This is a genomic window from Amycolatopsis jejuensis (genome assembly GCF_000717335.1).
Classification (GTDB): Bacteria; Actinomycetota; Actinomycetes; order Mycobacteriales; family Pseudonocardiaceae; genus Amycolatopsis; species Amycolatopsis jejuensis.
The window spans coordinates 91,736-114,470 of record NZ_JNYZ01000012.1 but is presented as its reverse complement, the minus strand read 5'-3'; the positions used below and the strand labels follow the sequence as shown (position 1 = coordinate 114,470).

Here is a 22,735-nt window from a genome sequence, read left to right as displayed (position 1 = left end):
CCCGGGCAAGGTCCCGCTTCGCTAGATAGAAACTGGCGGCCGGAACGGTGGAGGTAGCGGGGTGGCGTGCCGACGCCAGATGGATACTCGCGATAGAAAGGCGCGGGCAGCAGGGGCACTCCGATGCCAGACCGAAACTCGCGAGAGAAACCGCGCAGGCAGCAGAAGCGGCGCGCCAACTCCGGACAGGAACTCGCGATAGAACGGCGCGGGTAACAGGCGTGGCGTGCCGACGCCAGACCGAAACTCGCGACAGAAACGACGCGGGGTAGCAGAGATGGCACGCCGCCGGACGGAAGCTAGCGACAGAAACGACGCCGACAGCCGAGGCGGCACGCCAACGCCAGACCGAAACTCGCGACAGCAACGGCACAGGCAGCAAGGCGAGCACACCAACACCAGACAGAAACTCGCGCCAGCAACGGCACAGGCAGCAGAGGCGAGCACACCAACACCAGACAGAAACTCGCGCCAGAAACGGCACAGGCAGCAGGCGTGACGCGCCAACGCCAGACCGAAACTCACCGCAGAGACGGCGCAGGTAGCAGAGGCACGCCGATGCCAGACGGAAGCTAGCGACAGAAACGACGCAGGCAACACAGGCAGTCACGCCGCCGCCAGATCAAATCTGGCGAGGCGCACCCCAACCGCCGGAACCGAAAGGGCACTAGGACCAGGCGCAGGCAACACCCAACCCCCGAAACCCCTCCGGCCCGAGCGACCCGAAACCCGCAGCCATCCGAACACACAGGGTCGACAGGTGCGCGTCTTACCGAAGCCGACAACCCGATCAGCAGGTCAGAGCTGCGTACCCCCACCATCGACCGGGAACTCGGCGCCGGTCGTGTACGTAGCGTCGAAGGCGAGGAACAGCATTGCCACCGCGACCTCGTCCGGGGCTCCGAAGCGGGACATCGGGTTTTGCTGGGCCATCTGGGCTTTCGTCGATTCCGCGACCTCCGGCGGGAGCGAGCGGTCCAGAATCCCCGTCGCGATGGGGCCGGGGCTTACGGCGTTCACGCGGATCTTCCTGGGCAGCAATTCAGTCGCCAAGCTGCGGGTCATCGAACGCACTGCGGCCTTCGTCGCGGCGTACACGCTCACCATCGGCAGGCCCAGGACGTTCGCCGCGGACGTGGTGAGTACCACTCCGCTGCCCTCGTTCAGCAACGGTGCCAGTTTTTGGACCGTGAAGTACGGGCCTTTCGCATTGATCGAAAACAGGTCCGAGAAATTCTCCTCGGTGACCGAATAGAAAGGAGTGAAATTGGCGACTCCCGCATTCACGAACAGGGCGTCGACTGTGCCGAACTCGGTTTTTACGCGGTCGGCCAGTGCGTCCAGGTCGGGCAGGGACGAGAAGTTGCTGCGTACGGCAATGGCGCGTTCTCCCAGCTCAGCGGCCGTTGCCTCGAGCGACTCCACCGACCGGCCGGTGACCAGCACCCGCGCGCCTTCGCCCACGAGCAGCTTCGCCGCGGTGCGGCCGAAACCGCTGGAGCCGCCGATGACGACGACCTTCTTTCCGTCGTACTTCATGGGTTTCCTTTCTCGATCCGGTTTCCTGTGAACCAGTCAAGAACGGTTTTCCGGCGGCGTCCAAGACCCATTCCGCAGGTCGTGATGCCCGAGCCGCATGACGCGTAGCCTGGAGGGGTGGCAGATCCGACGTCGCTCGACCCCAGCGTGGATTTCGACCTGCGGCTGGTGCGCTACTTCACCGTGGTCGCGGAACACCGGAACATCGGCCGGGCCGCTGCGGCGCTGCACGTCGCTCGGGCGGCAGCTCCAGCGGCTGGAAGACCAGCTCGGCGTGCAGCTGCTCGAACGCACCCACCAGGGCACCCGCCTCACCGCGGCCGGCGAGGCGTTCCTGCCGCGCGCGCAGGAGCTGCTGGCCGCCGCCCACCTCGCGCGGCGCACTGCGAAAGCCGCAGCCGCACCGCATATGGTCACGCTCGGTTATTCCGATGACTTCATCGTCACCCCCATGGTTCACGACCTGCGCCGGCAGTACCCGGATGCCGAGATCCGCACCCGGCACCTCGTCTGGAACGACACCGCGGCGCTACCGGACCGCCGCGTGGACGCCCTCATCTCGCGGCTGCCGTTCCCCTATGAGATGGACAACCTCCAGCTCACCGTGCTGCGCGACGAGCCGCGCGTGCTGGTGGTGTCCACTGACCATCCGATGGCGGCCAAGGATTCGGTCGGCGTGGACGACCTCGCCGATGAGCCCGTCGTGCCCTGCACCGGCGCCACCACCACGTGGCGCCGGTTCTGGCGCCTCGAACCCCGTCCCGACGGCATCCCGGCCGCCACCACCCCGCCGCTCGCGGAGAGTTACGAGGACAAGCTCGAACTCGTCGCCGAAGGCCGGGCGGTCGCGGTGCTGCCGATCGGCGACCGGCGCATCCGCACGCGCCCGGACCTCACCACGGTGGCCATCGACGGCATCGACCCGGCTCAGGTCGTGATCGCCAGCCGGGCCGACGATCCCAATCCCCTGCTGCCGCCCGTCCATCGCGCCGCGCGGCAGCATCTGTCTACATAGGACTCAGACGAACCCGGCAGTCTGTCCACCGTGGACCGGAACCACCGCACCGTTCACAAAGGACGCTGCCGGACTTGCCAGCCAGGCCACGGTTTCCGCGACATCGTCCGGATTTCCGAGACGTCCGATCGGGATTTCGGTGAGGATGTCCGTCACCGCTTCGTCGAGCCCGACCGACCGGGCCGCGGCAATTTTCTCCTGCTCCGCCTTGCCCATATCCGTGACGATGTAGCCCGGCGCAACCGCATTGGTACGGATTCCGTGTGGCGCCAATTCCTGCGACAACAACCGCGTGAGCCCGACCACCGCGTGCTTGGTCACGACATAACTGCCGTATTCGGCCAGCGCCGCGACACCCAGCGTCGAAGCGATGTTGACGATCGCGCCGCGTCGCGCGCGTTTCATCCCCGGAGACACCGCGCGTACCAAGTGTACTGCGCCGAGAACGTTGACCCGAAACGAGGTTTCCCAATCCGCCTCGGTGATCTCCGAGAACTCCTTGACCCCCACCGCCGTACCGGCATTGTTCACCAGAATCCCGACGTCGCCGAGTTTCCCGGCGACCGTAACAATTCCCTCCTGCACACTGTCCACATCAGAAACATCCATCGGTACCGCAACGCTCTTGCACCCCAAAGCCCGGACCATCTCCGCGGTTTCTTCCAGCTCCGCAAGACTGTCTCCGACCCCGATGCCGAGGACGTCGAGACCAGGCACCGGCCGGGCGAGGTCGGCCACCGCGACGTCCGCGCCGCTGCGCGCAAGCCGAAGCGCAATGGCCCGGCCCATTCCCCGCGCCCGTCCGGCCCCGGTGACCAGCGCGACCTGACCAGTCATGCGATCGCCGCCGAAATCGCCGACAGCAGATGATCGGAATACCCGGCCGACATTCCCGCGTCCACATTCAACGCCTGCCCGGTAACCGCCGAAGATGCCGGTGCGGCAAGGAAAGCAATCACCTCGGCGACCTGCTCCGCGGCAATCACCATTCCCGAAGGCGCGGCAAGACGGCTGATCTCCCGTTCGAGAGCGCCGTTCTCCTGTGCCTGCAACATCGGTGTTTCCACCGAGCTCGGGCAAATGCAGTTGACCCGGATACCGCGCCCGCCGTACTCGACCGCCGCGACCTGCGTCAGCGATACCACCGCGGCTTTGGCCGCGGCATAAGGACCGTAACCGCGAAGACCGACCCGCCCGGCCATCGAGGCGGTATTGACGATTGCCGAACCTTCAGGCATTACCCGCGTGCCGTATTTGATCCCCAGGAACACGCCGATGGTATTGACGTCAACGTGCCGTCGGAAATCCTCCGGCGTCGCCTGATCGAGCTCCGCATCCGCCATGATCCCCGCATTGTTGACCAAGACGTCGACGCGGCCATACCGGGCGACGGTGTGCGCGAAAAGCCGCTCGACATCCTCAGCATCGCTGACGTCCGTCCGGACGAAATCCCCTTCAGCGTCAGCCAAATCAGCCGATACCACCTGGCCGCCTTCCCGGGCGAACAGCTCCGCGGCGGCCCGGCCGATCCCGGAAGCAGCACCGGTGACGACACAGACTTTGTGTTCGAAAGCTCCCATGACAGCTCAGCTCCCGAACTCCTCGTGCAAATCCGCGACCCCGAACTTCGCCCGGATCTCCGCGACCGCGGCCTGATAGGTGTGCGTCTCCACGTAATTCGCATTACGCGGAATTTCGAGGTACGAAACCCCACCACGCAAATCCGGCTCGTGACTGCGTTTCATCTCGGCGAACCTTTCCTTGTCCGCGCCCTGCAAGGTCAGATCCATCGCGATAAGCTGCGCCATTTCCTCGAACCGGTGGTACGCGGCATCGGCGAACTCGATGAATCCGACGACGTACAGCGAATCCACTTTGCGGTTGAAGATGTTCAGGTACAGCTGCGGATGCCCGCCCTGCCACTCGAACAATTCCTCGTCCACAAAGGGGACGAGGTATTCGTACCCGGTGGCCAGCACGACTACGTCGACCTGCTCGCGGCTGCCGTCGGAGAACACGACGTCGCTGCCGTCGAACCGGGCGACGTCGGGTTTCGCGGTGAGATCGCCGTGCTGCAGGAAGTGGATGACCTGGTCGTTCACGATCGGATGGGTGGTGAGCACGTCGTGGTCCGGCTTGGGCAAGCCGTACCGGGTCAAATCACCGACCAGCGCGTCGATGAGCTCGCTCGGGTCCTCGGGAAGCGTGATCCCGGCGGGTGGCTTGCCGCCGTAGTTGAGGAAAACGTCAAGCGGGACCCCGAAAATGTGCTTCGGAATGTATCGGTACCCACGCCGTACGCTCAGAAATGCCTTCTCCGCACTGACCGCGGCGTCACCGGCAATGTCGACCCCGGAGTTACCGCCACCGACCACCAGTACGCGCTTTCCGGCGAACAGGGAAGTGTCGTAGTAGTCGACCGAATGCAACACCGTGCCGGTAAAGGAATCCCGGCCGGGAATCTCCGGAACGTTCGGATGCCAGGTGACCCCGGGTGCGACGACCAACGCGCGGTACCGGCGCGTCGTCCCGCCTGCGGTCACGTTCCAGGTGCCGTCTTCGAGCAGGTCGGCGCGCTCGACGACGGTGTCGAACGTGATGTCGCGGTACAGGTCCTCGTCCTTGGCGAACTGCCGGAGGTAGCCGAGAATTTGGCGCCACGACGGGTAATCCGGGTAGTCCGCGGGCATCGGGTGGCCGTAGAACCCGCTGGAGTACTTCGAGCTGATGAAGTGCGCGCTCCGGTACACCGGGCTGCCCTCGTTCTGCGGGTCCCAGATCCCGCCGACGTCGGAATGCTTTTCGAACAAGTCGAACGGCACCCCCGCAGCTCGCAGCCGCCGAGCGGCCACCAACCCCGAAGGACCTGCGCCGACGATGCACACCCGATCTACCGGTTCGGTCATTTCGTCCTCGTCTCCTGAGCGGGATGGACTGCGCGGCCCGCCGATGCCGGACCGTTCGCGAAGTGCCCCCAGCTTGAACTAGGGCAAGCGCCCTAGTCAAGAGCCCCAGGGCAATTGCCCTAGTCGGCGACCGCGGTCAGGCCGCCACCAGGACGAACTCAGAAACCGGCGACTTTCCGCCGCCGACCTCGGCGTACTTTCGCCATCCCGGCCAGCGCCCCGGCGAACGCGTCGATTGCTTCGCGGGTGGTGTCGAGGTCGCCGTCGGCGAGCCAGTGCAGCATCGAACCGTCGATCACCGTGACGAACATCCGCGCGAGCACCGGAATCGGCGTACCCCAGTCGATCCCGGCGCGCTCCGCGACGAACTCCAGGTACTCCGTCGACTGCCGGTTGTAGTCCGCGTACTGGGTGGCCGCCGCGCCCGGATCGTCCGACCGCAACGCGTAAAGCGCGAGGTCGTAACTGATCAGCTGTTCCCGCGGATGGGCGCTGCCGACGCTCAGGAACGCGTTCAGCCCGGCAGTCAGGTTCTCGACGAGCGACCTGGTGTCGTCCCAATCGTCGACCGCCGCCTGCACCATGTCCTTGACGTGGCTTTTCACCAGCTCGCCCAGCAGCTGGTCCTTCGATTCGAAGCAGTAGTGGAACGTGCCGCGGGGCATCCCGGCCTCGTCGGTGATGGCCCGGGTGGTCGCGTTCGCGATGCCGTCCCGCCCGATCACCTCGGCCGCCGCGATGAGCAGCCGGCGCCTGCGCTCCCCCACCGTCATCCGCGCCACGGCCGCCCCTCTCGTCAATCGTGCAGTCTGGGGCATCCGCCCTGGTCCGACCGTAGCAAGCGGCGGTCACGCGAACGAAACGACACGGCGGCAAAAGTCGGGCAATTGCCCTAGGGCTCTTGACTAGGGCGGATGCCCAAGTGCACGCTGTGGCGGCCCTCACGTCGACGGCGGGCCGCAATCCGACCAGGAACCAGGAGCAGCCGCAGCGAAGGAGAACGACCACGATGGCAGGTAATGGGGAAACCGCGGTGCACACCCGGGAAACACCGGCGCTGCTGCACCGCGGGCTCGGAGTCGGTTCGATCGTGTTCATGGTGGTGGCCGCGGTGGCCCCGCTCGGCGCCGCGTCCGTGGTGCTCCCGACAGTGTTCGCGGCCAGCGGAACCGCCGCCGCACCGGCGTATTTCGTGGGCGCGACCGTGATCCTGTGCCTGTTCTCGGTCGGCTACACGCTGATGAGCCGGTACGTGGAGAACGCGGGCGCGTTCTACGCCTACGTACAAGCCGGGCTGGGCAAGATCCCCGCCGCGGGCACGGCTTGTCTCGCGCTCGCGTCGTACACCGTGCTCCTGGTGGGGCTCACCGCGTACCTGGGCGTGGCGGCGTCAGCCGTGGTGGAGACCTACCTCGGCCTGGCGGTGAAGTGGTGGATCTTCTCCCTCGCCGCGCTGGCGCTGGTGGGCTACCTCGGCTACCGCGACGTCGAGCTGAGCGCGAAAGTGCTCGGCGTCTTCCTGGTGCTCGAGGTGCTGGTGATCCTCGTGGTGGACTTCGCGATCACCTTCCACGGCGGCAAATCCGGCCTCTCCGCCATGCCACTGAACCCGGCCCACGTGTTCGACGGCGCACCCGGCCTCGGCCTCATGTTCGCCTTCTTCGCGTTCTTCGGCTTCGAGGCGACCGCGGTGTTCCGCAGCGAAGCACGCGAGCCGAACCGCACCGTGCCACGCGCGACCTACCTCTCGGTGCTGCTCATCGGCGTGCTCTACGGCTTCACTTCCTGGGCACAGGCCATGGGCGCCGGAAGCAGCGACGTGGCCGCAACCGCGGCCGCCGACCCGGCGCGGCTGATGACGGACCTGTCGGTGCAGTACGTGGGACCCGCACTGCAGCACATCATCCAGATCCTGCTCGTGACCAGCATTTTCGCCTGTGTGCTCTCCTTCCACAACGTCGTGACGCGCTACCAGTTCACCCTCGCGACCACCCACCTGCTCCCGGCCACGCTCGGCCGCGTGCACCCCAAACACCGCGCACCATCGCGCTCGTCGCTCGTGGTCTCCGCAGCGACCATGGCCACGCTCGGCGCGCTCGCCATCTCCGGACTGGACCCGGTGACCCAGATCTACACCTGGCTCTCCGGCTCGGCCACGCTCGGCATCATCCTGATGATGGTGCTCACCAGCATTTCCGTGATCGTGTTCCACCTGCGCGGCAAACGCCGCGACCCGGCATGGAACGCGACCGTGGCGCCCCTGCTGTCGCTGGCCGGGCTCGGCCTGGTGCTGTACCTGGTGATCGACCAGTTCCCGCAACTCGTGGGCGGCCCAGCCGCCGCCCTCGCCGTGGGAATCGCGATCGCCACCTGCTTCCTCGCGGGAGCCGCGGTGGTGGCCTTCGCCCGGATCCGCCGGCCCGAGGCCTACGCGCGGATGCTGAGCTGACCTCTCAAGCGACCTCCTCGATCTCCACCCGGTCGGGGTAGAACGCGACGTGGCCCTTGATCGGCGACACCGCCTCGTACGGTGCCTCGTACGTCCACACCGCGTTCTCCCCGTCCGGCACCACGGTGAGGCTGTAATACGCGGCATCTCCCTTGTACGGGCAGTACGTCTGATGCTCGGACCGCGCGAGCATCGCCAGGTCGACGTCTTCGAGCGGGATGTATTGCACCGCCGGATAACTCGCCTCGCGCAGAACCTGCGCGCGGGTGGTGTCGGCGACGACGCGATCGCCGGCCTTGACCACCACCCGCGCCGGGTTCGGCTCGACGGTGATCGGGTGGCCCGGCCCGGGGATCAACTGCTGGGACATCATTCCTCCTCTGCGCACGGGTGGTGCGCACTTCCCACAGTAGGCCGGACCACCGACAAAATCAGACGCCATCGCTACCCGCCTCCGCGAGGTACTGGCCTGACGTCCGTGAAGGGAACCTTCACGGAATCTAATTCCCTCATGGTTCCCTTCACGGACTTCCACATTCTGTGATGGTTCCCTTCACAGACCCAGATTCCGTGATGGTTCCCTTCACGGACTTCCCCCACCACCAAAGCCGCACTCACGAACCCCACGAAACCCGGGCAGCCAGCCCCCGCCCGCACCCCGATACGAAGCCTCCGCACGTAGTCACAATCCCGGCTTCGACGCCATCGCCCCGAGACTGGCAGAACACCCCGAACCGCAGCAGCCGCTACCCAGAGTTCCGCGTGCGGCGAAGCCAGTACAAACCGATCAACGGAAGCACCAGCGGGATGAACAGGTACCCCTGGCCATACCCCGACCACACGGTGGCATGCGGGAACGCCTGCCGGTCGAAGATGCTGAGCGTACCCACGGTCAGCACCCCCAGCAGCTCCACCGAGCACGCCGCGAGCGCGATCCGCCACCACGTTTCGCCGCCGCGGGCGAGCGCGACCGTGGCCAGGATGTAGACGAGGGCGGCGAATGCCGACAGCACGTACGCGAGCGGCGCCTCATGGAACTTCGTGCTGATCTGGACGCCCGCCCGCGACGTCGCCGCCAGCGCGAAGATGGCGTACACCGCGACCAGAACCCGGCCGGGACCGGTAGCCGTCCTACGCGCTTGCTCCACTCCACACCTCGTTCAGTCGCAGCACCATCACCGGAATCGCCAGGCACGCGATGCCGAGCACGACCGTGCTCGACCGGCTCTGCTCGGCCAGCGCCCACGCCGCGCCGATCGGCAGCACGACGAGGCAGCCGATCAGGTAGGCGAGGTAGGTCGCGAGGCTGCCCGGAGTGTGCCCGCCGATCAGCAGCACCACCCCGATCACCAGCTGGGCGACCAGCAGCACCTCGACCACGCCGAGCGCGACGAGCAGCGGGGTGTCCGGCAGCCGCTTGCGCGCCGCCTGGACGAAGCTCCACAACGCGACGAGCAGTGCACACCCGGCGACTGCCACCGCGAACCCGAGAATCACACCCGTTCCTCCTTCTGCCCGCCGCGCTCAACCTACCCGCCGCGGCCGCGTCACCGGACGGGAGGAGTGGTTCACCACATCGGGTCGATGGCATTCCGCCAATTCCGCAAACGGGTCCGACGCGACCTGCGGATCTTGCTCGACCGGGTGGCGGGAAATCACCCTCAGTTCGCCATTGCCGTATTCCGGCCCGCCCTGATCAGCGGATCCGAACCGCCGGGTTGGCGGATTGGCCGCGGTACCCGCGCCGTGCGGAAATGGTTCCCGTCGCTCGGGGGCCGCAGGCAGGAGGGGTCGCTTTTCATGGAAGTCCGGCACGAGATATTCCGCGCCGACCCGAGGTTCCCCGACCGGCGTCCGGAATTACCTGCCGGGGATCTGACCGGCGTACTTCCCCCGCCCGGACCGATGTGGACAGTCGAGCACCAAGGGGAGTGGCGGCTGCTCCGGCCGGTCGGCGAGGAACTGCCGGAACAGGGCTGGCAGGTGCAGATTTCCGCTGCTGCCAACGCTATTCCGGTACTCCAGCGCGTGCACGAGCACTGCGTCGAACACCGGATCACGCACCGGCACCTGCGATCGACCGCAATTCTCCTCGACCACAATGCCGAATTTCCGACCCGCGCGGGCAACGGTGCGCTCGCCATTATTTATCCGGCGGACAACAACACGCTCGAACAGCTGCTCGGAACTCTTTCCACACTCCTTCGCGGCGAGCCCGGACCCGATATTCCCGGAACCATCCGGTACGGCGAATGCCCGATTCATGTGCATTACGGCGGATTTCTGGAACAGTGGACCGATCATGCCGGAACCCGGGTACCCGCAATCCGCCGGCCGAGCGGCGCTCTCGAACCGGAACAGCAGGAAGCCGTACCGGATTGGCTGCGAATTCCTCATTACCTGGCCGCACACGCCGGGGAGCCACAACCACCGCATCCGGTGACCGATGTCCTCGCCCGCGCCCGCGGGCGCGCCGTCCACCTCGCCGAGCGCGGCGGTACCCCGGTGGTGATCGAGGAGGCCTGGCCGCACACCGGTTTCGACGCGGCGGGCACGGACGCGGCCACCCGGCTGCAGCGCAAACGCGAGATCCTCGACCGGCTCGCGGGCATCCCCGGCATCCCGCAGGTCCACACCTATCTCCCCGGACGGCGGCACTACCTGGTCCGCGAGTACCTGCCGGGCCTCCCGCTGGACGACTGGCTCGCCCGGCACTACCCGCTCACCCGCCGCGACTGTCCCGAGGCCGACCTCGCCGCCTATCGCAAACGCGCACAGTCAGTGGTGGCGCAGGTGGACCGCATCGTCGCCGAAGCGCGTCAACGCGGCGTCGTCCTCGAAAATCCGCGCAACATCCTGGTCGACGAGTCCGACACGGTGTCGCTCACAGGCTTCGAGAGCAGCAAAACCCTTCTGCCGCTGAAGATCTTCCTCCCGCTGGCTCCGCTGTTCGATCTCGTACCGGAGAAAATGCGCTGGGCCGCCGAACTCACCGAACGCCGGTTCTCGCTGCCCACGGGGTACGCCGACGGCATCGCGCCCCGCAGCGAACCGGCCGTACCCACCGAGCTTGACGCGCCACGACCGCATTGGTCGCTGGTACGCAAGCAAATCACCGAAGCCCTGCTGGCAAGTGCGACGCCGGAGCGGACCGATCAACTGTTCCCCGGCGAAGGTGCAGGCTTCGGCACCGGAGCGGCCGGCGTCCTCCATTCCCTGCACATCGCGGGCGCCGGACGCTACCCCGAACACGAGCAATGGCTCCTCGACGCAGTCCGCCGAGACCCGCCGAAGCAACCGGGGTTCTTCCACGGCAGCCACGGAATCGCTTACGTGCTGGAGGAATTCGGCCATCGGAAAGCCGCCGACGAGCTACTGGCGTCCTCCCGCAGCCTGGTGGACCAGACCACCGGCCACGACCTCGCGAGCGGTCTCGCCGGGATCGGCCTCACCCGGCTGTACTTCGCCACGAGCCGCGGCGGCAACGAGTTCGGCAGGCAGGCGCTGGGTACCGGCGTCCGGCTGGCGGACGCGCTCGACACCGCGGCGCCACCGGGACGGTCAGCGCGCGCCGGGCTGCTGCACGGCTGGTCCGGTCCGGCGCTGCTGTTCCTGCGCCTGCACGAACGCACCGGCGAGCCGGTCTGGCTCGAGTTCGCCGACCAGGCCCTCGAACGCGATCTGGAGGAATGCCTTCCGGCTCCGGACGGATCGCTGCCGGTCCGCGACGGCGACCGCGGCCCGCTGCGTACCGCCGGAGTCGGCAGCGCCGGAATCCTGATGGTCGCCGAACAGCTCGCGCGGCACCGGCCCGAAGCGCGCTCGTGCCGCAGTCTGCCCGGGCTGCGCGTGGCGTGCCGCGGGGAGTTCGCGCTCCATCCCGGCCTGCTGAACGGCCGGTGCGGGCTCGCCGCCGCGCTGGCCTTCGCAAACCAGCCGACCCAGCCGACCCAGCCGCACCACCAGGGCCAGCCGACCCAGCCGCACCACCAGGGCCAGCCGACCCAGCCGCACCACCAGGGCCAGCCGAACCAGCCGGACCGGAGGACCCGCGACGCGATCGAACGGCACCTGACCCGGCTTTCCTGGCACGCCGTCCCGTTCCACGGCGGTCTCGCCTTCCCGGGTAGCGACCTGCGGCACCTGTCCGCGGACGTCGCCACCGGCGGCGCCGGCGTCCTCCGCACGCTGTCCGCACTCCTGGACGGCACGGAGCTGCTTCCGTTCCTCGGCCCGGTTCCGCCGATCGCGTGACAGTCCACTGTGGACTTACACTCCGTCGTCGACAAGTCGATTCGCCGACTGCCCATCCTTCGGGACGCCAAGACCGTTCGCCGATTTTTACAATCACTCGTTCAGCCCAGCCCGTTCGGGTGGAATCGGCGGCCGGGGCCCGTGCCTCGGCAAATGCCGGGTGAACCGTCCGCTACCCTGGGTGACCAGCGTCGCAGTGCACTCGGCCTGCCCGAACAGCGGCACCACGGCGGGCCTGTTCGTGATAGAAACCGGGGCTGTTCCGTTACGTGGGCCTACGAAGGGTGTGTCCGAGATTTCCTTACCTGATCCCTCGTGACCGCCCGCACCCACCGTCTGTCCGCTTCCCCGGCCGTGTCCCGCACTCTCGCCGAGGGTGACCCAGGAGTTCGTGAATCATCGTGGAGAACAAGGACGATCCCGGCAAGGCGTACGACAAGTCGATCCGGAAGCGGCTCACCCGGACCGTACTGATCCCCAGCGTCACCCTGCTCGTGCTGTGGGCGGTGCTCGCGACGGCCTTCTTCATCAACGGCCTGTACGTGCGGCTGGTCGCGGTTTCGGTGCGTGAGGTGTCGATCCCCGCGGTCACCACGCTGTCGTCGCTGCAGCAGGAACGCCAGCTGGCCCTGCAGTACCTCGACAGCCCCGGCGGCGGATCGCAGCAGCTGCAGCAACAGCAGCAGGACACCGACGGCAAGCTGAAGGGCCTGCAGGAAGCGTTCGCGTCCACCATTTCGAGCGCGCCGGACGAGATCGCCAGCAAGGTCACCGCGCTGAAGGCGCAGCTGGACCAGCTGCCGGTGCTGCGCTCGCAGGTCACCTTCCGGAGCATCAACCGCGCACAGGTCAACGGCTACTACAACGGTGTCCTCGACTCCGCCGCGACGCTGTTCGACACGCAGGCGCGCATCGTGCCCGACGCAACCGCGGTGCAGGGCGCCATCTCCGCGACCTCCGTCTTCCGGGCCAGCGACATGATGTCGCGGGAGACGTCGCTGGTGTCCAGCGCGTTCGCCGGCGGCGCCTTCGCCCCGGACGACTTCGTCCAGTTCACCCAGCTCTCCGGCTACTACCGCACGCAGCTGGCCCAGATCGCGCCGTTCCTCGAACCGGCCGTGCGCAAGCAGTACCAGCAGCTCGTCGAGAGCGACGGGTGGAAACGGCTCAGCGCCGCCGAGGACGCGATCGTCAAGCACGGTGCCTGGACCAGCGGCGACCAGGGGACGGTGCCGGTCTCCGTGAACGACTGGCACACGCTCACCGCGCAGGTGGCGAACGGGCTGAACCAGCTCACCATCGGACAGGCCGACCAGGTTTCGGCCGCCGCGATCGACGCCGGGAACGAGCAGCTGCGCAACGCGATCCTCGGCAGCATCGTGGCCCTGCTCGCCTCGCTGGCCGCGATCATCGTCGCGGTGCGAGTGTCCCGTTCGCTCGTCGACCGCACCCTGATGACGCGGCTGGAGCGGCTGCGCAACGACTCGCTCGACCTCGCCCGTAACCGGCTGCCGAACATCGTCGGACGGCTCAAGAACGGCGAACCGGTGGACGTGGCGGCGGAGCTGCCGCAGCTCGACCACGGCCGCGACGAGATCGGCCAGGTGGCCGAAGCGTTCAACACAGCGCAGCTCACCGCGGTCAACGCGGCGGCGAGCGAGGCGAAGGCGCGAAGCGGCGTACACAACGTCTTCCTCGGTATCGCGCACCGCAACCAGGTACTGGTGCACCGGCAGCTGCAGATCCTGGACGAGATGGAAGCCCGCGAGGAGAACTCGACCCAGCTGGCGTCGCTCTTCCAGCTCGACCACCTCGCCGCGCGCGCCCGGCGGACCACCGAGAACCTGATCATCCTCGGCGGCAAGCAGCCGGGACGGCGCTGGCGCAAGCCGGTTTCGCTGATGGAGGTGCTGCGCGCGGCGGTGTCGGAGACCGAGCAGTACTCGCGGGTGCAGGTCGAGCAGGTACCGGACGTCGCGATCGTCGGCTCGGCCGTCGCCGACGCGATCCACCTGATCGCCGAGCTGGTCGACAACGCGACGTCGTTCTCGCCGCCCGGGTCGCAGGTCGAGGTCACGAGCCGGATGGTCGCGCGCGGGGTCGTCGTCGACGTGTCCGACCAGGGGCTCGGCATGAAGGAAGCCGTGCGGGACTGGGCCAACGCGATGATGGCCGACGCACCCGAATTCGACGCGATGGCGCTGCGCGCGGACTCCAGCCTCGGCCTGTTCGTGGTCGCCCGGCTGGCTTCGCGGCTCGGCGTCACGGTCACCTTCGACCCGTCGCGCTACGGCGGCACCCGCGCGACCGTACTGATCCCGTCGCACCACCTGGCCGACCCGGCCGCACCCGAGCCCGCCGAGGACGCGCCGGTGCTCGCCCCGGTCGGCGCCCCGATGGTGATGGAAGCCGCGCCTGCCCGCATCGTGCGGCCGGTCCCGGACCAGCAGCAAGCCGCAACGCCCCGGCCGTACCCGGCGCGTCCGCTGCCCTCGCCGAGTCCGCGGGAACCGGAGCACCACAGCGGGGACCTGCACATCCCCGCGGTACCGGCAGCGGCCCCGGAACCGGACCTGAGCACGCTGCAGGGCGACGAACGGCCCCGGCTGCCCCGTCGGCAGCCGCAGCAGAACCTCGTCGCGCAGCTGCAGGACGAGACGGGTGCCGAGGACGTCGACCTCACCGGCGTCGGCGAAACCACGGCTCGCACGCTGATGGCATTCCACAAGGGCACGCGCCGGGCGCGGGGCGGCCAAGATGACTCGTAACCGCACCGCTCACCGAACACCTCACCACACCGAAAGTCAGGGTTTGTCCGCATGAACGAGTACGGGAACTCCACCCCTGATCTCAACTGGCTGCTCGACGACGTCGTGAACCGGGTCGTCGGCGCGCAGAACGCCATCGTGCTGTCCGCCGACGGGCTGCAGCTCGGCAAGTCGTCCGGGATGAGCAAGGACGACTCCGACCAGCTGTCCGCCATCGCATCGAGCCTGCAGAGCCTCGCCAAAGGGGTGAGCAGGCAGTTCAACCGGGGCCCCGTGCTGCAGAACATGATCGAGATGGAGCGGGGGTACCTCTTCGTGTCGGCGGCGGGGCAGGGCGCGTGCCTCGCCGTGCTCGCCCGCGCCGACGTGGACGTCGAGATGATCGCGTACGAGATGAACCGGCTGGTCAAACGCGTCGGCGACTATCTGGCGTCGGCTCCGCGCGAGGCCGCAAACCTGCTGCGGGAGGCGACGTGACCGACGACGGCTGGTACGACGAGGCCGCCGGGCCGCTGGTCCGGCCCTACACGATCACCAGCGGGCGGACCCCCGCCGACGATCAGCTCGACCTCTCCACGCAGGTGATGACCCTGCAGACGGACTCCGAACCGCTCGGGCTCGGCCCGGAGCACCTGGCCATCACGCAGCTGTGCCGTCGGCCGCTGTCGATCGCCGAGATCGCGGTGTACGTGAAGCTGCCGCTCGGCGTCGTGCGGGTGCTGTGCGGCGACCTGATCGACCGCGGCCTCGTCATCACCCGCGCCCCGTCCCGTCAGCCGGCCCAGGCGCCGGACCACGAAACTCTCCAGGCGGTGCTCGATGGCCTCATCAAACTTTGACGGAGTCCCCACCCCGGTCAAGATCATCGTCGCCGGCGGGTTCGGCGCAGGCAAGACCACCATGGTCGGCTCGGTCAGCGAAATCCCTCCGCTGTCCACCGAAGAGGTGCTCACCGAGGCGAGCACGCACGTCGACGATCTGTCCGGCGTGGAGCACAAGAAGACCACCACGGTCGCGCTCGACTTCGGCCGCATCACCATCTCGCCGCGGCACGTGCTGTACCTCTTCGGCACGCCGGGCCAGGAACGATTCTGGTTCATGTGGGACGACCTGGCGCGCGGCGCGATCGGGACCATCGTGCTCGTCGACACGCGCCGGCTCGAGACCAGCTTCGCCGCGATCGACTTCTTCGAGCGCCGCAAGATCCCGTTCATCGTTGCGGTGAACTGCTTCGACAACGCGCCGCGCTACACCCCGGACGAGATCCGCGAGGCGCTCGTGGTGCCCGACGGCGTGCCGATCGTGATGTGCGACGCGCGGCAGCGTGACTCCAGCAAGATCGCGCTGATCCGGCTGGTGAAGCACGCGATGACGGTGGTCCCGCAACCGGCCTGAGACCACCCCAATGTGGCATTGGGTGCATCTGACGCACCCAATGTGGCATTCGGTGCATGTGACGCACCCAATGCCACATTGGGGTCATGTCCGTCCTCAGCGGGCCGGGGCCATGCGGAGATTGAAGTGCCGCAGGATCTTCGGCGCGTCGATGATCCGGTACCCTGGCACCCGCTCGGGGTTTTTCGCGATGTCACCCAGGATTTCGGCCACGTAGTCGTAGTGGCCCTGGGTGTACACGCGCCGCGGCAACGCCATCCGCACCAGTTCGAACGGCGCCGGGGTCACCAGCTCGTTGTGCTCGTCGAGCGTGCCGAGGTACAGCGAACCCAGTTCCACACAACGGATTCCGCCCTCGAGGTACAGCTCGCAGGCCAGCGCGTGGCCGGGGAAGCGTGCCGCGGGCAGGTGCGGTAGAAGCCGTCCGGCGTTGAGGTAGAGCGCGTGGATTCCGGGCGGCTGCACGATGTCCACCCCGCCGTCGCCGGCCAGCTGCGCAAGCCGGGCTGCCTCGTCGGCGCGCGCGGCGAGGTAATGCGGGTCGAGGACTTCCTGGACGCCCTTGGCGACGCGGTCGAGGTCGTGCGCGCCGAGGCCGCCGTACGTGCGGAAGCCCTCGGTGGCGATGAGGTTGGTCTCGCAGCGCTGGGCGATCTCCGGGTCGGTGAGGCCGATGAACGCGCCCATCGGCGAGATGCCGTCCTTCTTCAGGCTTGCGACACTGCCGTCGACCAGGCTGAAGGCCTCCTGCGCGACCTCCCGTGGCGTCTTGTCGCGGTAGCCCTCCTCGCGCTGGATGACGAGCCAGGCGTTCTCGGCGAACCGTGCGGCGTCGAGGAAGACCGGCACGCCGTGGGCGCGCGCAAGCTTTGCGGCCGCGGCGAGGTTGGCCATCGACACCGGTTGCCCGCCGCCGCCGTTGTTGGTGATGGTGAGCAGCACCTGGCCGACGCGTCCGCTGGTCAGGACGCGTTCGAGGGCGTCGAGATCGATGTTGCCCTTGAACGGTTCGAGGCTGTCCAGGTCGCCGAACTCAGCGCACGGCAGGTCGAGTGCCTCGGCACCGAGCAGCTCGACGTTGGCGCGGGTGGTGTCGAAATGCGTGTTGCTCACCGAGATCCGGCCGGGCTCCAGAACGCTCGAGAACAGCACGCGCTCGGCCGCCCGGCCCTGGTGCACCGGCAGGATGTGCGGGTAGCCGGTGAGGTCGGTGAGCGCGTCGCGGAAGCGGTAGAAGGAGGCGGACCCGGCGTAGGAGCGGTCCGCGCCCGCCGCAGCGGCCTCCTGAGTGGTGGAAACGGCGCCGGTGCCGGAGTCGGTGAGCAGGTCGATGCTGATCTTGCTCGCGGGCAGGTTGAAGGCGTTGTAGCCCGCCTCGGCGAGGGCCTCTTCCCGTTCGGCTCGGGTGGTGACCGGAATTTCGGCAACGACTTGCGCTCGGTACGGCGGAAAGGTCCGCATCAGGTATTTTCCTCCACTTCCGGGTGACTACCGCGACAGGCTCAACGCACGAAGCGCAGACCTCTTTCTCGGGGGCGTGACCTCATACGCCTCCGAAGACAGGTAGACGGTGATTCCGGAACCGAATTCACCCATTCTCAGCGAAACATGCGCAATCAATCCGACGCCCTCTCGCAATGGCCTTTTCGAAACTGCTTCGAGTGCCTTGTCGAGTTGTCCGGGATCGAAATCGAATTGCGCCAGAACTGCGTGTACGCGGGCGCGAGCGACCTCGTCGTCCGGCACGTAGCTTCGAATAGGCAGGTAGAGACTGTAGTTGCCGGGGCGGTCGGCCATTCCCTCCACAAAGGAATAACTGGAGATCAGCGGGCGGCCGCCGAAGGGTCCTTTCCGGCCGCCGAGCACCGCAAGGAACTCGCGGATCAGCATCGGATCCGCGCCGGGGACGAGCGCCGCCGCGTGTTCGGCGTCCTCGCTTTCCGCGGCGTCGTGGGAGATGTACACCTTGACCCTCGACAATGGATCGTCGTCGAGGTCGAGCGCGAAGAAGGTGAAGTTGTCCCGGTCGCCGCGGCGCAGCGCGTGCTCGACGACCGGGTCGAAGGCGGCAGACAGGTTGAGCCGCCGGAGGCCCTCGCTGACCAGGGAGTCGGCCATCGTCGGACCGCTGATCTGCGGGTTGAGGTACACTTTGATCTTGGGTGCGGCGCCGTCGCGGAAAATGAGCGAGTACCACAGGGTGAACGGGCCGCGGCGTTCGTCGTGCGGCAGGAAGAGGTCGGCGACCGCGTCGAGCCGATCGGTGACCAGGCCGTATTCGGCGGCCACGCGGTCGAGGAACCAGCGCGGATCGGGCGCGCCGATCGCCTCGCCGAGAACCCGTATCACACATTCCCCGGTCGTGTCGAAGGCAACCGAGAATTCGATCGGGGTAGTGTCGTCCGACACATTCGACGCGAACTGCGCGGGTTCGGAAACACTCAATTCCCCGGATTCCCCGAGAAGCAACCGGAGAAGATCCAGGTGGCGACGTTCCGCGGGATCGAAACCGACCGCCCGGCAAAGCCGGTCGAGCTGCCCGCCGGCATGGGAGTACAAGGAGTACATCGACAAATCGACCATCGGCACACTCGTTCCGACCATGGCGCTGTATTCACCGTTTCATTCGTGCGTTCGGCCCAGCCCGGCGGCCCCCATCCGGCGGAGGCCCCATCCGGGCCGTCCTACAGATTAATCGCCGGAATACGACGAACGATACCCCTGACCTAGCGACAACGCCGTCGGGAATTCGTGTCTGAGTGTGCATATCACAACCGGAATTCACCTGAATTCCGCATGGACAGGACCAGCCGTGGCAGCTAGCCGGGCCTGCCGTGTGGCCTAGACCACTACGGCAACCGGACGGTGGGCAGTGCACCACCTGCCGCACCCGGTCGTCGGAAATTGTCGGTGGCAGGTGAGACGCTGCCGGGCATGAGTCAGATCCCGAAGCACGTGTCCAAGGTCGCCGAAAGCGACCGCCCACCCATCCCGCGTCTGGCGGGCGAACGCGAGACGCTGGTCGCGTACCTCGAGTGGCACCGCTCGACCCTGGCGCTGAAGTGCGAAGGCCTCGGCCAGGAGCCGATGTCGAGGCGCGCGGTGCCCCCGTCCACGATGTCGCTGCACGGCCTCATCAGGCACCTCGCGGGCGTCGAACGATGGTGGTTCCGCATCCAGTTCGCCGGCGAGGACGTACCCCTCCTGCACTACTCGGACGACGACCCGGACCAGGACTTCGACCACCTGGAAGGCGACGTCGGCGAAGCGCTGGCTTTGTGGCGGTCCGAATGCGCACGCAGCAGGGAGATCGCGGCGGTCCCCCTGGACACGAGGGGAACATCGAAGGTGACCGGTGAGGAGTTCACGCTGCGGTGGATGCTGCTGTCGATGATCACCGAGTACGCCCGCCACAACGGCCATGCTGACCTGCTGCGCGAGTCGCTCGACGGCTCGGTGGGGAGGTGAGGGTGTTCCCACGGCGCACAACGAGGGGACCACCGGGACGGCCCGACCAGACCGCCCTGACGAGAAGCGCCCCACCCGCCGCAACGAGACGATCACCAGAGCGGTCCAGCCAACCGCCCCTGCCCACCCCGACGAGGGGCCGCCAGCCCGGAAACGAGGCACCGACCAGTACCGCCCAGCCGTCCTACCACCTGCGCACGCCGACGATAAGCGCGGCTTCTGCCCCTCCTACCCGAGCGAAAGGTGCCGCACACGCCCGCCACCCCTGGGTACCTGCTCTGGTCGCAACGAAAGGTGCCGCAGGCCCGCCACTGACCCCCACGCACCGCCCCACGTAGCCACAGTCCCGCCGCAACGAAGGTGCCCCTGCCCCACGAGAGGTGCCGCACGCACTCGCTACCGACGCCACACCACCCCACGCAGCCACCGACCCACCCCAACGAAAGGCGACCCACCCACCCCCAACGAGAGACGCCACACGCACCCACCACCAACCCCACACCACCCCTGGCAGCCACCGACCCACCCCAACGAAAGGTGACCCACCTGCCCCCAACCAACACCCCACGACGTAGCCACCGACCGTCCCGCCCGTGGCCGGGGCGGCGTGCGATGCTGGGCGGCATGACCGCCGATCCTGATTCCGGGCTGTTGTCGCCGGTGCGCGCCGGTACCCCGGCCGAAACGGTGACCGGTGACGGAGCCTTCGCCGCCGCGCTGCTCGACGCGGAGGTCGCACTCGCGCGGGCTCAAGCGCGCCTCGGCACCGTGCCCCACGACGCGGCCGAGCGCATCACGCGCGCGGCACAGCGGCTGGCCGACGGCGGCCTCGACGTCGTCCGGCTGGCCCGCGACGCCCGCGCCACGGGCAACCCCGTGGTCGGCTTGGTGCGCGCTCTTTCGGCGGAGGTCCCCGACGTCGCGGACTACGTCCACCGTGGGTCCACCAGCCAGGACATCGTGGACACGGCGATGATGCTCGTCGCGCGGAATGTCGTGCGCCTGATCAGCGCCGACCTCAAGGCGACCGCACACGCGCTCGCCGCACTGGCGCGCGCCCAGCGCGACACAGTCATGCCCGGCCGGACCCTCACCGCACACGCCGTCCCCACCACTTTCGGCCTGAAGGCGGCAATCTGGCGGCAGGGAGTGCTGGAGGCAGCCCGTCGCGTGGCCGCGGTCCGGCTACCGGCGTCGCTGGGCGGCGCAGCCGGAACGCTAGCCGCGTACGTCCAGTACGGCGACGGCACCGACGACTACGCAGACCGGCTCGTCACCGCATTCGCCGAGGAAACCGGTCTGACGGCACCAATCCTGCCGTGGCACGCGGACCGCACCCCGGTCGCCGAGCTGGCATCCGCACTGTCCGCCGTGACGACGACGCTGGGCAAGATCGCGGTCGACGTCCAAGTCCTCGCCCGCACCGAAATCGCCGAACTGACCGAGTCCGCAGGCGGCGGTTCGTCCGCGATGCCGCACAAGCAGAACCCGGTGCTGTCCGCCCTGATCCGCTCGGCCGCGCTGCAGGTACCGGTGCTGGCCGCCGGGGTAACGCAGTCGGGCCTGGCAGAAGACGAACGTTCCGCCGGCGCGTGGCAAGCGGAATGGCAACTGCTGCGCGAATGCCTCCGCCTGGCCGGAGGTGCCGCCCACACGGCGGTGGAGTTGACGAACAACCTGGACGTCCACGCCACCCGCATGCGCGACAACGTAACCCTGACAAACGGCTTGATCGTCTCGGAACGTCTGTCCGCCGCATTGGCTCCGCTGCTGGGAAAGGTGCACGCAAAGGAAATCCTGGGCGTCGCATCCCGCCGCGCAATCGAAGAACGTCGGCCCCTGTCGGAGATTCTGGCGGACACAACAGAAATCACAGCCGCCCTAGACGCGACAACCTTAAAGGATCTCCTAGACCCAACCCAATACCTTGGCGCCGCAGCCCGAATGGTGGACCGAGCCTTGGAAACCCCCGACTCGTGACGCCGATCTGCACGGAATTCCCCACTGCATAACCATTCTCGCCGCCCGCCCGCCGCATCCAGGCCGACGACACGCTGCATCAACCGAGATGCACCCGCGCCCTCGTCACGGGCCCGGTCCGCGAATTCCCTCTACCCACAAAGGAAACCGACAGCCCCACACACCTCTGCTTCGCGAACGGGCCCATCGCGCAGAAAAATCCCCAACACGGGCGACTATTTCGCGCCCGCAACCCCGCGACACGGACCCACCCATCCGCAAGCGTCCCCGCACACAGTGCCAATCCGCACGAGGGGTCCCTTCGTGCGGATTGGACCCGCACGCGAAGCATTACCCCCGCGCGAAGGGGCCAGTCGCGGACCGGCTCCCTCGCTCGGGAGGTCAGGTCGGGCGGTCAGTGCGCCAGCCCGTGTCCCCCGTGGTCGGGGCGGGCGGGTGGGGCGGTGTCCGTCGGGGCTCCGTCATCGGGCATCAGCACCCCGCGGCGGGCCGGGAGTACCGCCATCAGCAGGCCGACCACCGCGATGCCGAGGTGGAGCCAGTTGTCGGAAGTGGCGAGGTCAAGCGGGTTGCCAAGGCCGGACACCGGGTTGGTCGCGATCATCCCCGTGAGCATCATGCCCCACACGAACAACAGGCCGTAGCCGATGAAGAGCAACCAGCCGAACGTCCGCGACCGGCCGGAGCCGAACGCCAGCAGCAGACCGATCACGCCGGTCGCCACGTGGACGACGTTATTCAGCGGGTTGGCGGAAAACCGCCACAACGTGACACCGTGCCCGGTGAAGTCGCCGAATCCGGACTTCACCAGCCCCACGATGCCGTAAGCGAGAAAAAGGACCCCGAGCAGAACGGCGAGCACCTGCGCGGGCTGCAGCCCCTCCACCCGAACGCGGGCTCCGTGCGCACGAACCATGACTCAGTCCTTCCCGTACCGAGGTAACGGTGGGTCAACCCCGAT

At 67.7% G+C, this 22,735-nt stretch carries 20 protein-coding genes; 9 read left to right on the top strand and 11 right to left on the bottom strand.

Going from position 1 to position 22,735, the window contains the following annotated elements; all coding sequences use genetic code 11:
• Positions 1-798: 798 nt before the first annotated feature.
• The gene (locus tag OO71_RS17940; protein ID WP_033290961.1) at positions 799-1,539 is read right to left on the bottom strand and encodes an SDR family oxidoreductase; all 741 of its coding nucleotides are present in this window, start codon (positions 1,537-1,539) and stop codon (positions 799-801) included.
• A gap of 97 nt (positions 1,540-1,636) precedes the next feature.
• On the opposite strand from OO71_RS17940, the gene OO71_RS46480 reads away from it, so the two are divergent.
• Positions 1,637-2,554 (top strand): LysR family transcriptional regulator, encoded by a 918-nt coding sequence (locus OO71_RS46480; RefSeq protein ID WP_245633702.1) that lies wholly within the window; start codon positions 1,637-1,639, stop codon positions 2,552-2,554.
• 3 nt (positions 2,555-2,557) lie between these two features.
• Here OO71_RS46480 and OO71_RS17930 read toward each other — a convergent pair whose 3' ends face one another.
• The 4 genes from OO71_RS17930 to OO71_RS17915 form a co-directional block, all read right to left on the bottom strand.
• Positions 2,558-3,391 carry an SDR family NAD(P)-dependent oxidoreductase gene (locus OO71_RS17930; protein WP_033290960.1) on the bottom strand — a complete coding sequence of 278 codons (834 nt, stop codon included), beginning with the start codon at positions 3,389-3,391 and terminating at the stop codon, positions 2,558-2,560.
• Positions 3,388-4,134, bottom strand: coding sequence for an SDR family NAD(P)-dependent oxidoreductase (locus tag OO71_RS17925; RefSeq protein ID WP_033290959.1), 747 nt, complete (start codon positions 4,132-4,134; stop codon positions 3,388-3,390). Before OO71_RS17925 ends, OO71_RS17930 begins: the two co-directional genes overlap by 4 nt.
• A 6-nt stretch (positions 4,135-4,140) precedes the next feature.
• Positions 4,141-5,460 carry a flavin-containing monooxygenase gene (locus OO71_RS17920; protein ID WP_033290958.1) on the bottom strand — a complete coding sequence of 440 codons (1,320 nt, stop codon included), beginning with the start codon at positions 5,458-5,460 and terminating at the stop codon, positions 4,141-4,143.
• Positions 5,461-5,618: 158 nt separating this feature from the next.
• Positions 5,619-6,260 carry a TetR/AcrR family transcriptional regulator gene (locus OO71_RS17915; RefSeq protein ID WP_162186081.1) on the bottom strand — a complete coding sequence of 214 codons (642 nt, stop codon included), beginning with the start codon at positions 6,258-6,260 and terminating at the stop codon, positions 5,619-5,621.
• Positions 6,261-6,469: 209 nt separating this feature from the next.
• Here OO71_RS17915 and OO71_RS17910 point away from each other — a divergent pair, with 209 nt between their 5' ends.
• Positions 6,470-7,909, top strand: a complete 1,440-nt coding sequence (locus tag OO71_RS17910) for an APC family permease (protein ID WP_084145016.1) — start codon at positions 6,470-6,472, stop codon at positions 7,907-7,909.
• A gap of 4 nt (positions 7,910-7,913) precedes the next feature.
• Here the strand turns inward: OO71_RS17910 and OO71_RS17905 are convergent, their stop codons facing one another.
• The 3 genes from OO71_RS17905 to OO71_RS17895 form a co-directional block, all read right to left on the bottom strand.
• Positions 7,914-8,282 carry a DUF427 domain-containing protein gene (locus tag OO71_RS17905; RefSeq protein WP_033290957.1) on the bottom strand — a complete coding sequence of 123 codons (369 nt, stop codon included), beginning with the start codon at positions 8,280-8,282 and terminating at the stop codon, positions 7,914-7,916.
• Between the two features lie 373 nt (positions 8,283-8,655).
• A complete protein-coding gene (locus OO71_RS17900) occupies positions 8,656-9,057 on the bottom strand; it encodes a hypothetical protein (RefSeq protein ID WP_051791670.1) in 402 nt (133 codons plus the stop codon).
• On the bottom strand, positions 9,041-9,406 hold the full coding sequence (locus tag OO71_RS17895) for a hypothetical protein (protein ID WP_033290956.1): 366 nt from the start codon (positions 9,404-9,406) through the stop codon (positions 9,041-9,043). The genes OO71_RS17900 and OO71_RS17895 overlap by 17 nt, the downstream gene beginning before the upstream one ends.
• 87 nt (positions 9,407-9,493) lie before the next feature.
• On the opposite strand from OO71_RS17895, the gene OO71_RS17890 reads away from it, so the two are divergent.
• The 5 genes from OO71_RS17890 to OO71_RS17870 all read left to right on the top strand — a co-directional run bounded on the left by OO71_RS17890 (position 9,494) and on the right by OO71_RS17870 (position 16,326).
• Positions 9,494-12,163, top strand: coding sequence for a class III lanthionine synthetase LanKC N-terminal domain-containing protein (locus tag OO71_RS17890; RefSeq protein ID WP_425388685.1), 2,670 nt, complete (start codon positions 9,494-9,496; stop codon positions 12,161-12,163).
• 401 nt (positions 12,164-12,564) lie between these two features.
• A complete protein-coding gene (locus tag OO71_RS17885; protein ID WP_033290955.1) occupies positions 12,565-14,931 on the top strand; it encodes a sensor histidine kinase in 2,367 nt (788 codons plus the stop codon).
• Positions 14,932-14,982: 51 nt separating this feature from the next.
• Positions 14,983-15,408 carry a roadblock/LC7 domain-containing protein gene (locus OO71_RS17880; protein WP_033290954.1) on the top strand — a complete coding sequence of 142 codons (426 nt, stop codon included), beginning with the start codon at positions 14,983-14,985 and terminating at the stop codon, positions 15,406-15,408.
• Positions 15,405-15,770, top strand: coding sequence for a DUF742 domain-containing protein (locus OO71_RS17875; RefSeq protein ID WP_033290953.1), 366 nt, complete (start codon positions 15,405-15,407; stop codon positions 15,768-15,770). Before OO71_RS17880 ends, OO71_RS17875 begins: the two co-directional genes overlap by 4 nt.
• Complete coding sequence (locus tag OO71_RS17870; RefSeq protein WP_033290952.1) at positions 15,751-16,326, top strand: GTP-binding protein; 576 nt, start codon at positions 15,751-15,753, stop codon at positions 16,324-16,326. Before OO71_RS17875 ends, OO71_RS17870 begins: the two co-directional genes overlap by 20 nt.
• Positions 16,327-16,422: 96 nt before the next feature.
• On the opposite strand, the gene OO71_RS17865 is transcribed toward OO71_RS17870, so the two are convergent.
• Complete coding sequence (locus tag OO71_RS17865) at positions 16,423-17,787, bottom strand: tryptophanase (protein WP_033290951.1); 1,365 nt, start codon at positions 17,785-17,787, stop codon at positions 16,423-16,425.
• A 27-nt stretch (positions 17,788-17,814) separates the two neighbouring features.
• Positions 17,815-18,930, bottom strand: a complete 1,116-nt coding sequence (locus OO71_RS17860; RefSeq protein ID WP_245633701.1) for a tryptophan dimethylallyltransferase family protein — start codon at positions 18,928-18,930, stop codon at positions 17,815-17,817.
• Positions 18,931-19,260: 330 nt separating this feature from the next.
• Here OO71_RS17860 and OO71_RS17855 point away from each other — a divergent pair, with 330 nt between their 5' ends.
• Positions 19,261-19,794 carry a DinB family protein gene (locus OO71_RS17855; RefSeq protein WP_033290950.1) on the top strand — a complete coding sequence of 178 codons (534 nt, stop codon included), beginning with the start codon at positions 19,261-19,263 and terminating at the stop codon, positions 19,792-19,794.
• A 624-nt stretch (positions 19,795-20,418) separates the two neighbouring features.
• The gene (locus OO71_RS17850) at positions 20,419-21,774 is read left to right on the top strand and encodes a class-II fumarase/aspartase family protein (protein ID WP_033291270.1); all 1,356 of its coding nucleotides are present in this window, start codon (positions 20,419-20,421) and stop codon (positions 21,772-21,774) included.
• A 394-nt stretch (positions 21,775-22,168) separates the two neighbouring features.
• Here OO71_RS17850 and OO71_RS17845 read toward each other — a convergent pair whose 3' ends face one another.
• Positions 22,169-22,690, bottom strand: a complete 522-nt coding sequence (locus OO71_RS17845) for a DUF4383 domain-containing protein (protein WP_033290949.1) — start codon at positions 22,688-22,690, stop codon at positions 22,169-22,171.
• Between the last annotated feature and the right edge of the window lie 45 nt (positions 22,691-22,735).